The 13,631-nt window shown below is 42.9% G+C and carries 11 protein-coding genes; all 11 read right to left on the bottom strand.

Translation table 11 applies throughout. From position 1 onward, the window contains the following. Positions 1–20: 20 nt before the first annotated feature. The 11 genes from ACT53G_RS03525 to ACT53G_RS03475 all read right to left on the bottom strand — a co-directional run bounded on the left by ACT53G_RS03525 (position 21) and on the right by ACT53G_RS03475 (position 13,622). Complete coding sequence (locus tag ACT53G_RS03525; RefSeq protein WP_476168729.1) at positions 21–1,451, bottom strand: phosphomannomutase; 1,431 nt, start codon at positions 1,449–1,451, stop codon at positions 21–23. A gap of 22 nt (positions 1,452–1,473) precedes the next feature. Next, a complete protein-coding gene (locus ACT53G_RS03520; protein ID WP_194746788.1) occupies positions 1,474–2,883 on the bottom strand; it encodes a mannose-1-phosphate guanylyltransferase/mannose-6-phosphate isomerase in 1,410 nt (469 codons plus the stop codon). A 70-nt stretch (positions 2,884–2,953) separates the two neighbouring features. Next, a complete protein-coding gene (gene galE, locus ACT53G_RS03515) occupies positions 2,954–3,943 on the bottom strand; it encodes a UDP-glucose 4-epimerase GalE (RefSeq protein ID WP_476168728.1) in 990 nt (329 codons plus the stop codon). 117 nt (positions 3,944–4,060) lie between these two features. Beyond that, a complete protein-coding gene (locus tag ACT53G_RS03510; RefSeq protein WP_379076401.1) occupies positions 4,061–5,227 on the bottom strand; it encodes a nucleotide sugar dehydrogenase in 1,167 nt (388 codons plus the stop codon). Positions 5,228–5,275: 48 nt separating this feature from the next. Beyond that, positions 5,276–6,274: an NAD-dependent epimerase/dehydratase family protein gene (locus ACT53G_RS03505; protein ID WP_476168727.1), complete on the bottom strand. Its 999-nt coding sequence runs from the start codon at positions 6,272–6,274 to the stop codon at positions 5,276–5,278. Positions 6,275–6,292: 18 nt separating this feature from the next. Then, positions 6,293–7,399: a glycosyltransferase gene (locus ACT53G_RS03500; protein WP_476168726.1), complete on the bottom strand. Its 1,107-nt coding sequence runs from the start codon at positions 7,397–7,399 to the stop codon at positions 6,293–6,295. Positions 7,400–7,429: 30 nt separating this feature from the next. Beyond that, positions 7,430–8,593 carry a glycosyltransferase gene (locus ACT53G_RS03495; protein WP_476168725.1) on the bottom strand — a complete coding sequence of 388 codons (1,164 nt, stop codon included), beginning with the start codon at positions 8,591–8,593 and terminating at the stop codon, positions 7,430–7,432. Between the two features lie 47 nt (positions 8,594–8,640). Beyond that, positions 8,641–10,152 carry a murein biosynthesis integral membrane protein MurJ gene (murJ, locus tag ACT53G_RS03490; protein ID WP_476168724.1) on the bottom strand — a complete coding sequence of 504 codons (1,512 nt, stop codon included), beginning with the start codon at positions 10,150–10,152 and terminating at the stop codon, positions 8,641–8,643. 36 nt (positions 10,153–10,188) lie between these two features. Beyond that, positions 10,189–11,247, bottom strand: coding sequence for an acyltransferase family protein (locus ACT53G_RS03485; RefSeq protein WP_476168723.1), 1,059 nt, complete (start codon positions 11,245–11,247; stop codon positions 10,189–10,191). A 136-nt stretch (positions 11,248–11,383) separates the two neighbouring features. Continuing rightward, a complete protein-coding gene (locus ACT53G_RS03480; protein ID WP_476168722.1) occupies positions 11,384–12,478 on the bottom strand; it encodes a glycosyltransferase family 4 protein in 1,095 nt (364 codons plus the stop codon). A 1-nt stretch (position 12,479) separates the two neighbouring features. Next, on the bottom strand, positions 12,480–13,622 hold the full coding sequence (locus tag ACT53G_RS03475; RefSeq protein ID WP_476168721.1) for a glycosyltransferase: 1,143 nt from the start codon (positions 13,620–13,622) through the stop codon (positions 12,480–12,482). Between the last annotated feature and the right edge of the window lie 9 nt (positions 13,623–13,631).

Genomic DNA, 13,631 nt, shown 5'->3' with positions numbered 1-13,631 from the left:
ACATTCCGGAAAGGAACAGATCAAGCAAACTTGGAAAGTTGTGTCAGCGTTGTCTCAAGCAGTGTCATGGCAGCAGCTACAGATACGTCTTCGACATAACAGCGGAACTCTGGCGCATTTCCTGAAGGGCGTAAATGAACAATCTGATTTGACGTCAAGGTTAATCTCAAACCATCAGTGGTATCCACCTGACTCACCTCAAACGGCAATTTTAAAGCATCTACCAGCACATCAAGATTGACAGACCATTCAGCTAACAAGGCCTGACTTTTACTGGTGGCAAAATTTTGCAGTCGGTCACTGGCAGTAAACCTTTGCGGTAACATCGCTACCTGTTGTGACAGTGCTTGACCGAGCTGTTTAACTTGGGTCAGCAGAATTACAACTGGCAAAACTGCATCCCTAGTTGGCAATGCGGCCAATGCAGGAAACTGTGGTGATGGGCTACCCAATAAAAAACCGCCATTCGCTTCAAATCCCGCCACACTGCTTGCCCCACCTGCAGCAAGTTGTTCCATCCCTGCAATGACAAATGGAGAACCAATCCTGGTGCGAATCACTTGCTTAAAGAAACCACTATTTTCTATCGCTGTATTACAACTGACAGGGACTGCCAAATGATCAATCTTCAGAGCTCTTGCCGTCAACAGACCCACAATATCGCCACGTAACCATTGCCCGCACTCATCACTAATCAGTGGACGATCACCATCACCATCAGTAGAGATAATAGCATCCACCTCATATTGTCTAGCCCATGCCAAACCACGCTGCACATCTTCTGCCGAGACTGCTTCTGTATCAATAGGCACAAACGACTCCGAGCGCTCTAAACAAATCACCTCAGCGCCCAAGCTTGTCAACAACGCCTGCATCAAATCGCGCCCAACGCTAGAATGCTGGTAAAGCGCAAGCTTCAAACCTGCGAACCCATTCACCCCTGCAACAGCAGTATAACGTTGCATATATTCCTGATAGGCGTCAGGATTGACGGGAGACAGTACCGCTTCATCTACCGCCCTCTCCGTCAACTCACAGTCAAGCATGGCCGCTTCATCCGATTTACTGATCTCACCATCCGGGCGGTAAAACTTGAGACCATTACGGTCAAATGGAATATGACTGCCTGTCACCATAATGCCTGGGATTTGTCGTGTCTGCGCATATAAAGCCAACGCAGGTGTTGGGATTGCACCGCAAAATACAGCCTCAATCCCTAGTTGACGCAACATGCTGGCGCAAGCCTGCGCAATACGCAAACTACTGGGGCGCAAATCTACGGCAATCGCCACCTTGTCAAAGCGAAAATTCGCCTGCATGGTGCACGCAAAGGCCTGTGTATAGGCAGCACACACCTCATCAGTCAGCGCAGAGACCAAGCCGCGTGCGCCACTGGTGCCAAATGCTACCCCACTCTGCTGAATTACATCTTTTAATTGAGTCACTGCCATCTCTCAGTTAAGGCCATCGCATTCAAGCGCGACCATAAGTATCCTCATAGCGCACAATATCGTCCTCGCCCAAATAGCTGCCAGACTGCACTTCAATCAGATGCAATGGCAATTTGCCGGGATTTTCAAGCCGGTGCGTAGAGCCAATCGGAATATAGGTAGACTCATTTTCGGTATACAGCTTAGTCACATTATCCACCGTAATCATGGCAGAGCCACTGACCACTACCCAATGTTCTGCACGGTGGTGATGCATTTGCAGTGACAGCTTTTCACCAGGCTTGACCATGATGCGTTTGACCTGAAATCTCTCTCCCACATCAATGCCCTCATACCAGCCCCATGGACGGTACACACGGGGATGCACCTGATGCTCATTGCGGCCGCTGGCCTTTAAATGATCAACAATATTTTTCACATCTTGTGCGCAATCCCGATGAGCCACCAATACTGCATCGCTGGTTTCCACAATCAGCAAGTCTTCAACCCCCACCGCCGCCACAAATCGGCTTTCTGCGCGCACCAAGGTGTTCTTCACGTTTTTCAAGTACACATCACCACGCGTGGCATTACCTGCCTCGTCGTTAGGCTGCACCTCTTTGAGTGCCGTCCACGAACCGACATCGTTCCAACCCATGCTGGCAGGCACCACGGCGGCCAGTTTGGTTTTTTCCATCACCGCATAATCAATGGAGTCCGATGGAGATTCCGCAAACGAGGCCTCATGCAACCGCACAAAATCCAGATCCTGATAGCTCTGCGCAACCGCACTGCTTACTGCATTAACCATGGCAGGCGCATATTGCTGCAACTCACTCAAAAATACAGAGGGCTTAAACAAAAACATGCCACTGTTCCAGTAAAAATTGCCAGCATCCAGGTATTGCTTTGCAGTCGCCGCATCCGGCTTTTCCACAAACCGTGCCACTTCAAAACAACCATCAGCTGCCAGTGCCGCCCCCGATTGAATATATCCATAGCCAGTCTCGGGATGCGTCGGCTCAATGCCAAAGGTCACCAGCTTGCCTTGCGTGGCTGCCACACAGGCACGGCGAACGGCCGCCTCAAACGCCGCAACATCGGTAATCACATGGTCTGCCGGCAATACCAGCATCAACACGTCCTGATCTTTCAACGCCATCGCCGCCGCCGCAATCGCAGGTGCGGTATTTTTCGCCACCGGCTCCAACACAATTGCCTGTGGCGTCAAATTCACCTGGCGCAACTGCTCGGCCACCAAAAAGCGGTGGTCGTTGCCGCAAACTACCACCGGGGAAGCCACCTGGGCCCAGCTAGATAAACGCAGCAAGGTCTCTTGCAACATGGTGTTATCGGTGACCAGAGGCAACAACTGTTTAGGTAACACCGCACGCGACAACGGCCACAACCTGGTGCCCGAACCACCGGACAAAATCACTGGAACAATTTTCATGAAAGACATCCAAAAATTAAATACATAACTCTAAAGGCTTTCGCATCACTTACGATGAACGATCAACTCATTATTCTTTCGCAGCACGATCCAAACACTTTAACTCCCACTGCCAGGCATGTTGAACAATCGTTTCAAGGTCGGTAAATACCGGCTTCCAGTTCAAAATACTCCTTGCGCGCTTGGCGTCAGCGACCAGTCTTGCCGGATCTCCCTCTCTACGCGGGCCATCAATCACCTTAACCGATCTGCCAGAGACTTTTTGCACTGCATCGAGCACTTCCTGCACAGAGAAGCCAGAACCATTGCCCAAGTTAAAGCGGTCACTCTCGCCACCACTTTCCAAATAATCTAACGCAGCAAGATGTGCAGCGCATAAATCTACAATGTGAATATAGTCCCGGATACATGTGCCATCCGGCGTATCATAGTCACGGCCAAACACCTGAATGTTTTCACGACGCCCAGAGGCGGCCTGTAAAATCAACGGGATTAAATGTGTCTCAGGGTCGTGGCGCTCACCCAGCTGCCCCTCAGGGTCTGCGCCCGCAGCATTAAAATAGCGTAAGCAAACAGACCTGAAATCAAAAGCCTTGGCATAATCTGCCAAAACATGCTCTATCATAAGTTTTGATCGGCCATAAGGGTTTAAGGGGCGATTAGGATGCGCCTCATCAATCGGCACATAGTCTGGCTCACCAAATACCGCTGCCGTGGATGAGAAAATAAATTTTTTCACATCAAACTTGAGCATGGTATCCAGCAAATTTAAAGTGTTTGTGACATTGTTACGGTAGTAGATGTCTGGCTTGCGGACGGACTCACCCACCTGAATAAAGGAAGCAAAGTGCATCACCGCCTCTGGGTGATGCTCAGTAAATACTTTATCCAAACAATTGATATCAGCCAGATCCCCCTCAACAAACACACCACCGAGCACAGCATCGCGATGCCCGCTAGACAAGTTATCCAACGTAATCACGTCGTGACCAGAGTCCAGAAGCATTTTAACCATGTGTGAGCCAATATAGCCGGCACCACCCACCACTAACACACGCATTGTAAGTATCCTTATATCTTTAATTATTGAGTGAAGAGGTCTGAACTAATATTTACTCTTTAAAGTTTAAGTTTTTGCGTCACCACTCCAGCAACGCTGACCATGACAGAGGTTGATTTAGTCATTACCAAAAAGGTCTCGTGTGTAAACTTTACCTACCACATCTTCCAGCTCTTTCGCGTGGCGGTTGGCAATAATCACATCCGAAATCTGCTTAAACTGGTTTAAATCATTCACTACTTTCGAGTTAAAAAACTCCGATTCCTCTAGCACGGGCTCATAGACAACCACCTCAATCCCCTTACCTTTAATGCGCTTCATGATGCCCTGAATCGAAGACGCTCTAAAGTTGTCAGACCCTGCCTTCATGATCAAGCGGTAAATGCCAACCACTTTTGGTTTTTTCTTGATAATGCTATCGGCAATAAAGTCTTTACGCGTCGTGTTCGCTTCCACAATCGCATTAATCAGATTTTGTGGTACTTGTGAATAGTTAGCCAGCAGCTGTTTGGTATCTTTAGGCAAGCAGTAGCCACCATAACCAAACGAAGGGTTGTTGTAATGATTGCCAATGCGCGGGTCCATACACACGCCATTAATAATCTGGCGTGAATCCAGGCCATGGGACTCGGCATAAGTGTCCAATTCATTGAAATAAGCCACACGCATCGCAAGGAAGGTATTCGCAAAGAGCTTGATCGCTTCAGCCTCTGAGCTGTTGGTTAACAACACCGGCACATCAGGCTTCAGGCAGTTATCTTTTAGCAAATTAGCAAAGGTCTGCGCACGCTCAGAAACCTCGCCCACCACAATCCGCGAAGGATACAGGTTGTCATACAAGGCTTTACCTTCACGCAAAAACTCAGGTGAGAAAATCAGGTTTTTACAATTAAGTTCAGCGCGTATTTTCTCAGTGTAACCCACAGGGATAGTTGATTTGATTACCATCACCGCATTGGGGTTAATCGCCATTACATCTTTAATCACCGCCTCAACAGAGCGGGTGTTAAAGTAGTTGGTTTCAGGATCATAATCGGTTGGCGTGGCAATGATAACAAACTCAGCTCCGATGTAAGCCTCTTGCTTGTCGGTAGTCGCTTTAAAATTAAGCTGTTTGTTCGCCAAAAAATCTTCAATTTCATGGTCTACAATCGGCGACTTTTTCTGGTTTAGCAACGCCACTTTTTCAGGGACAATATCCAGGGCAACCACTTCATTTTTTTGGGCTAACAATACGGCCAGTGACAATCCAACATAACCAGTACCAGCGATGGCAATTTTCATTCTAAATCCCTTAATGTTTAACTTTTAAATATTCCGGTTAAATATCAACTAGGCTTTCCAGTCATCAGGCCTATCGTTCTTCCAGTCGGCGAAAGCGGTCTCAAGCGTATATTTAAAGGGATATTTCTCTTTGGTCAGCACATATGGCTGGATATTATTTGAACGAACCAGCTTCTTGATTCTGACCGGGCTGATAGGTGTAGAGATGCCAAAAGGTCTGGTCACAGCCTCAACCAAATAAGAGCCTATTAACAACAAACGATACGGGATAGAAGGAACGAAACGTGAAACACCAGCTACCTGACACGTTGCATTGACATACTCTTCTACAGAGGGCGGCTTCATGGTGAAGTTATACAAAAAGGAACCACCGGTTGCTGGCACTTTTTCATTGAGTGCCCACCACATTGTATTCACCAACTCTTTAACATAGCCACCAGACTTTCTGGTTGAGCGATTGCCCATGTAAAAGAAATAACGTTTCAATGTGGCTTTCACCAAACGGGTTACATTCCCGCCCTCACCTGGACCAAACACAACGCCAGGTCTAACAATCACCAAGCGCCGCGTTTGATCAGCTTTTTGCCAAGCCATATGAATTTTTTCTGCAGCCAATTTTGAGCCGCCATAGGCGCTTACAGGAGTCGGGATGGACTCTTCGGTTTTTTCAGCCTCAGACGGTCCATATGGCGCAATGCTACTGGTGAAAATAATACTATTACAACCTACTTTTTCGGCCCAAGCACATACATTATCAGCTCCTGGCAAATTCGTTTCGTAATACTCATGCGACTCATGTCCCGGTTCACGGTGTACCGCAGCAAAGTTAGCGATCAGATCAACCGAGGCGGGTAAATTCCAGGCAGAAATCGGTGTTCTCACATCAATATTGGCATAACTGACTTTTGATGAATCAAAAGTGAAGTCACTACGGATAGGCTTAATATCCGCCAACACCACATGATCTGCCAATTGATTATTAATCAGATAAAGCGCCAGATGACTGCCAATAAATCCAGTACCGCCAAAAATTACGCACGTTTTCATGTCATCCTCTCAGTTTTTTTACTTTTTTGGTGCATTCACAGACTGATTGACGATTGCCATGAATCTATCCAGGAACACATTCTTTTCAAATTGCATGGCATGGTCATGCAAATAGCTAGGGTCAAATTGAAACTTGCCATTTTCCATCGCAAGAATCGCCTGTTCGAGATCCTCAAAGGTTTGCTCAGCAAATAATATGCCTGTTTTGCCATCAACCACAGTATCTAGCGCGCCACCCTTACCATAAGCAATTACCGGAGCACCCGCTGCCATTGCCTCCACAGGCACAATACCAAAATCCTCAAGCCCCGGGAAAACGAGTGCCTTGCAACGCTCTAGATGGTCTTTCACCACATTAAATGGTTGGCGCCCCATTAAGGTTACGTTCGGGCCTGCAGTCTCTTTCAACTTCTCAAACAGCTCACCCTCACCAATCACAACCAAAGGCAAGTTAAGCTTATTAAACACCTCAACAACTAAATCAGCTCTTTTATACCCAACCAATTGGCCCAAGCAGAGATAGAAATCCCCTCTAGTACGTGTATGGTCAAATAAAGTCGCATTTACGGGCGGGAACACCACGTCTGAATCCCGGCGATAAAACTTTTTAATACGGCTTGCGACAAAGCTAGAGTTAGCAACAAAATGGTCTACGCGATCAGCAGATGCTCTATCCCAAACCCTAAGCCAATGCGCGATGAAAGGAAATAATGTTCTGATCAAGCGCCCAGCACCTGCAACATATGAATAATACATATCCCACACATATCGCATCGGAGAGTGGCAATAGCAAATATGCACAGCATCCGGTCTGGTAATCACGCCTTTTGCCGGCCCAGACTCACTACTGATAATCAAGTCGTAAGCCGTCAAATCTAACTGCTCAAGCGCCAACGGCATCAATGGCAAATATTTTTGATAATGTTTTTTTGCGCCTGGTAATTTAGAAATAAAGGTATTGTAAACATTGCCTTTAAAATCTGGCCCCAACGTCTTAATAACCAGATCTCGATCACACACGTGGATAAACACATCAGCTTGTGGAAACGCAGAGACAATCGCAGATACAACAGCCTCCCCTCCCCGGTTACTCAGCCACCAATAATGTACAACTGCAACTTTCATAGCATGCCTTTAGTTTTTTAAAATCTGGAATCAAAAATCGCCAACAATATCGAGCATTTTTTTTGTACGACGCTCATATGTTTGCTCTTTTGCTGCCTCAAGTCTGGCTTCAAGAGGGATCACTTGTCCTGCTAAGGTTTGTTCTAATGCTTGTACAAATGCTTCGTCAGATTTGGTGATCGCAGCAATATGTTTGCAATTTTTCAAAGCGTTTAACTCGGTTGCTACCACCGGCAAACCCGCTGCCAAATACTCATAAAACTTCATTGGGAACATTGACTTGGTATACTCATTAAGCATGTTAGGCAGAATACCTACATCAAATGCCTTCATATAAGCAGGCAAAGACTGATAAGACTTGGGACCCAAAAAATGAATATTCGAATATTTTTTTAAGGTTGAAACATCGGTCCATGGATCACCCTCCCCAACTTTACCAATCATCACGATGGACCACTCAGGATGTTTAGCAGCCATTTGCTCTAACAGGCTAAAATTAACCTTGTAACCACTAATTGCACCCACAAAGCCAATCACAGGCTTGCTCAAATTTTTCACATCCTCTGGAACCTCAAGATCACTTTCTCTCGCTTGAGAAAAGTGAGCATAATCGGCAACATTAGAAAAATAATGCGTATTAGGATTTAAAGACTTTCGCGTTTCAAAAAGATTCTCTGCTGTCACAAAGCAAACATTCACGCCTTTCACTAACTCAGTCTCAGCCGCCTCAATCTCTTCAACCGGCATACCAGGTTGTGCCTTGATTTCATCCACGCAGTGATAAACCGTTTTTTTGTAATCTTTAAGATTAAAAAAACGAGTAGTCATCGGGTTATATGTCCAAAACAGACTATCGTTAAAATTTAGTTTCCACAGCCAAAACTTGAGGCCCGCATTTAACAAAAAACGATTTAACTGCTGTACAGCCTTATAGCGCTGCAAAGGAATCACAATAGGTGACCATACCCACACATTTTCCCTTACGTTTTGCGGTGGCCTGATTGCTTTTTTAACCCGCCCCCAAATCCGCTTTAAATCTTGGGCGGATGCAGAGGGTCTCCTTAGGCCCAATGAATCAATGTAAAAAACTCTGTGCCCTGTGCGAGCTAACTCACAAGCAACATGCTGCTTATTAGTCCAAAAAGGGTTATCCCAGTCAGCAGTAGACAATAAAATTATTCCAGCATCTATCAAGATATTTCCTAACTAACGATACTTATAAACTCTATAAAGCTCACTGTTTATTTTAGAGAGTGGAGTAAGCGTGTTCTTATACTTCCAGGCAACCGTTCAATAATCGGTAAGGTAGCAATTCTAAAAGGCTTTGATAAAACAAAAACAAAAGACCAAATACACACAAAAATTATAGTATTTACAATCAGGTTTACTGGATAAAGAAATTGATTCTTTAGTCCATACCATATGATTAATTGCACTAAAGAGCCTACAATCAACCACAAGATCAAGTTGAGTAGCTTGGCACTCAACTTCAATCTAAAAGTACAAATTAAAAATATGATTATGCTGTAAGTGGCAGCACCAACGCCTAAACAAGCGGGTCCCAAAGAACGCCAAAAGATCAAATTTACCAAAACGTTACCAACACATCCTGCAGCAGTGATCAACAACGTCTCCGAATTCCTTAGCTGAGAATTTAATGCCTTAATCATATAGTAACCAGTAATCGTAGTTCCGAGACTCAACCCAATCCAAAATAAAATTTGGGATGTTATCTGAACGGCATTTTGATCAAATTTTCCTCGTGCAAACAACAAAGTTACCAATTCGGTAGAGTTAAGTGCTGTAAATATCGCTACTGGAAAAGATATCACCATGATTAAACTGGAAATATCATAAATATGTTTATTCGATTCGGCCTCAGTCGAACCACCATGTTTAGACATGGTTAAAATTCCCAAAGGCATTGCAATCAAATTCACCATGGTTTCTGAAATAAATCTTGCATAATCAACACTTGGAATTACTGCTGTACCAATCCAAGACGAAACCACCCTCTCTATTAAAACATTACCTTGGGCCAACATAGGCAACCCAAGTAATGGCAACATATTTTTAAAGAACTTTTTTGTTATTGCGTGGAAGTGTGTTTTAAAAAAAGATGTTTCTGGAAGTATTTGCTCCAACTTTCTAAACTTGTAAACGGTAAGCAAGAAAAAGAAAATATGGCTTAATAAAAGCCCCCACGCCAACCAGTCAGCCATACCAGTAAAAACCGCAATAGCGGCTCCAGTAATAGCGCCAAGATTAATCAGTGAGGGGCGCCAAGCGATTGCACCATATTTACCAAATGCAGTTTCCACATAACCAATAACCCCACTCAGAACGTAAAATGGTGTAGCTAGTACCATTATTTTGAGTAACTTGGAAGCTAACTCAAGCGCATATGCTGAAGCACCGGGAGCGATGATGCTCACCACGAGCTCAGAATAAAGATAAACAAGACTAGTAACTACCGCAGAAAAGACGACTCCATATAGGCAAGCAATAATTAATAATACTTGATGCTGATTAGCTCCTTCGCTTTGTAGCTTTTTATAAAGTGGCAATACTCCTGCACTAATTGTGTCACCGACCAATGTATGCGTTGGCATGAGAAAACCAGTTTGAGCAATACGATAAGCGGCTGCAACTTCTCCCGCACCAAACCATGCAGCAAACAAAATCTCCCTAACTATACCCAATAGCTTAGAGGCTAAATTTCCTACGATAATAGAAAGAAACCCAAGTTTCATTTAAATGTTTTTTCTTTGTATGTAAGTAGGAATAACTTAACTGGATACATATGGCTTTGAATTTATTTTATTTTTTATCGCATTTCTTAGCCATGGTTCCAAGTATTTAGCAATGACATAAGCAACAGTAGATAAAATCACAAATGGTAAAATAGGGTATGCAAATGAATGCATGTAAGGGAATATTACTGATGATTTTATTATCATCGAAATCAGTGCATTTTCATGTATCAGATATAAAGGATAACTAATAAAGCCGACAAACATTAAAGCCCTATTCTCCAGCAACATTTGAACCTTCTCAGATAAAATTGAAACTGCAAATAATACTGCCACCAAAAATGCTGAAATAATCATGGATAAACTTATTTGATCTTTGACTACAAATGCAGACAGTCCGGCTGAAAATAGAGCAAAGTATAGGTATTTCTTATTTTTAGACAGGTAATACTCATAAAATAAAGCCCCTGATGCAAACCATCCAAAGTTAATGGTTGATAATGCAGTCGTAAGCCTTACGACAAGATTTAAATTAAAAGACGTCATTTTTACCGCTATTAATGCAGCAACAGCAATAATAAATAACAAGAAAATTATTTTGATTAGATACTTTCTACCTAAAAAGTAATAAGCTGCGCCCGCAATTAAGTAGAACTTGAATTCAACATACAAGGACCAGAATGTACCCTCTAAGGAACGTATCGGAAGAGAAAATAGCTGACTCCACCAACTAGGCTCAATAAATGTTAATCCTGGTAGAAAATATATCAAATAAGGCATACCTGCAGGACGCTCAGCAAAAAAACTAGAGGTAGTGAAAATTAGCAACGATGCAATTAACATTGCTGGGAATAGCCTTAACCATCTTTTGTATAAAAAACTCTTAAAGCTTTCAGTTTTATCCAGGGTCATAAAAATGACAAAACCCGAAATCAAGAAAAAAAGTTGAACTCCTAACCATCCGAATTTGAAAACGGGGAAATCAGCATAAGCATTTTTATAGGGAACAATGTCAACCCATCGAGCATATGAATGGTAAAAAATGACCATCAATATTGCTAAACCGCGCAAGCTATCTAAAAATTTGATTCTCATATTTCATCCAATGTTTTATTTTTTTAATACCAGCTTCTATTAATTGGTGGGCTAAATTAGCCTTTTCAGATGTTTAATCTGGATATTGAATGATTGAGGCAATATGCATTAGCGTGCTATAAACAAGCTATTGAATTTATTTTTTTAATTTTTCTTGAACCACTTTTTGAGCAAGACCAATATAAAGATCTGCAATTTGCCCCCAGGAATAGTTTTGGGCGGTCGCAGCAGCCTCTATCCCCATTGTCTTGAGCGCTGCCCGGTTTTGATTTATTAAGGCCACTTTATCAGCAATATCCGTAGCAGACTGCGATATGATATAACCCGTTTTTCCATCAAAAATCACCTCTTCTGCGCAACCCACTGGTGTCCCTAATACAGGAAGTCCGCTTGCCATTGCCTCTAGCGCAACCAATTGCCAGCTCTCAAATGCAGATGGCAAAACCATAATGTCATGTTGAGAAAAAAGCGCTTCAACATCTTTTCTTGGGCCAAGAAAAAAAACGCGATCTAAAACATTATGTTTTATAGCAATTTCTTTATGGGATTGTATTTCGCCTGTCGTGCCGCCTACGACGGTGAGAGTTACGTTTGTGTCCAAAAAGGATAATGCTTCGATTATGAATCTCAAACCTTTGCGCTCATATTCGTAACCGACAAAAATAAGCTTTAAAGGATTATTTTCATTAAAGGAGCTTTTCATTTTGAATCGCTCCAGATTGATCCCATTAGGAATTCTGACAATTTTTGATGAGGGTACAAATGAGTAATATCGATTCACATTACTTTCGCTAAACTTTGATAGTGTTACAAGATAGCGATAAGTATTGAATCTATGCCTTATTTCCTCACGCAAGTATAAAAATACGTGGAAAGGATTACGCAGGAACATGACTGGTTTTTGCAAAACAACAGCCTTATGTAACCCATGATCGACATATACATCGCCGCCGACCGCGTCACCATGCACTATCACTACAGTATCAGGACGCTGCTTTAAGCTCCTAATTTTTAAACTGGCGTTAAATGTAAAATTTAATACATCTTTAATATACTGGAGTCTATTAAAGAATTTGTTCTTAATCTTTGACTGCTCTGCATCCAGGTTTATAACAGAGTTATTAACCCCTTTTTTATTAAACTCTTCACGCAAATAAAACGCTACACCGCTGATACCCCCATTGGGATGTATTCCACGGACAACTTGTACAATCTCAAAACTTTGACTCATATCAATTCTTAGCCTGTATTAAATCCAGATATATATTTTCCAACTTGGCACTTTGCGTTTTCAGGTCAAAATTTATTTCAATATTTTCACGGGCTTTGGTACCAATTTCTTCTCTTAATGCTGGACTACTCAGCAAACAAAGTAAGTTATCTTTTAAACCAATTACATCTCGCTCTTCAGAAAGCAAGCCCGTCTGGCCATGAGTGATAATTTCACCAATCCCGGCAGAATTAAATGCAACCACAGGAACTCTTTGTGCACCAGCCTCTGCGATTACAGTCGGCAAACCTTCGCAATCACCATTGGAAGCTGTCACACTAGGAACAGCAAGTAATGAAGACTTACGTACCCAATCAACCGTTACGCTATTGGGTTGTACACCTAAAAACTGAACGTTTTTGGATAGTTCAAGATCGGCAACCTCTTTTTCCAATTCGGATCTCAGTGGCCCATCGCCAATTATCATTAATTTAACATCTGGGATTGATTGCTTTACCAATGCCAATGCCCGTATTAGATATATTGTCCCTTTTTTTTCAACTAACCTGGCAACATGCACAACAAGGTTATTCTCACCGCTACCTGATCTTGGACTCAAAAGCTCAGTGTTTATACCTATGTAATGCACAACAAGCTTATCTGGTGGAAAGCCTCTTTCAATGGCCTTTTTCTTAATGAATGCGGATACACAAATAAACAGATCAGCCGTTTTAAATAGCTGCTTTCTTAAAAGTACGTATTTAATTAAATTGGGGCGCCCAGATAGAATAAAATTTTTATCAGAAACCGTAACATCCATCCCATGTAATGTGGTTATAAAAGGGACTCTAAGTCTCTTTGCCAATGGCAGAGCTATCACGGCATCCATTGCAAAGTGGGCATGAATCAATCTAATCTCTGAGGTTTTGATAAGCTTTAAAAACGGTTGCACATTACCAAGAACAACCAATCTCAAATAGGTCAATAAATTTACAATACGAGAGCTGGAGGTCAATATGTTATAGACATCATAATTGGGCGCTTTACCAAAAAGCTTCCCACCGAAAAAAATCGGTTTAAACCTTGCCATTGTTGATACTTGAGAGGCAATAAAGCCTTCCGAAGGCTTAAATAATTGCCATCTAAAAACTGCTACCAACTTCATCGACAACTT

This window comes from Methylophilus sp. DMC18, assembly GCF_056314005.1.
This window is presented reverse-complemented; position numbering and strand designations above follow the sequence as displayed.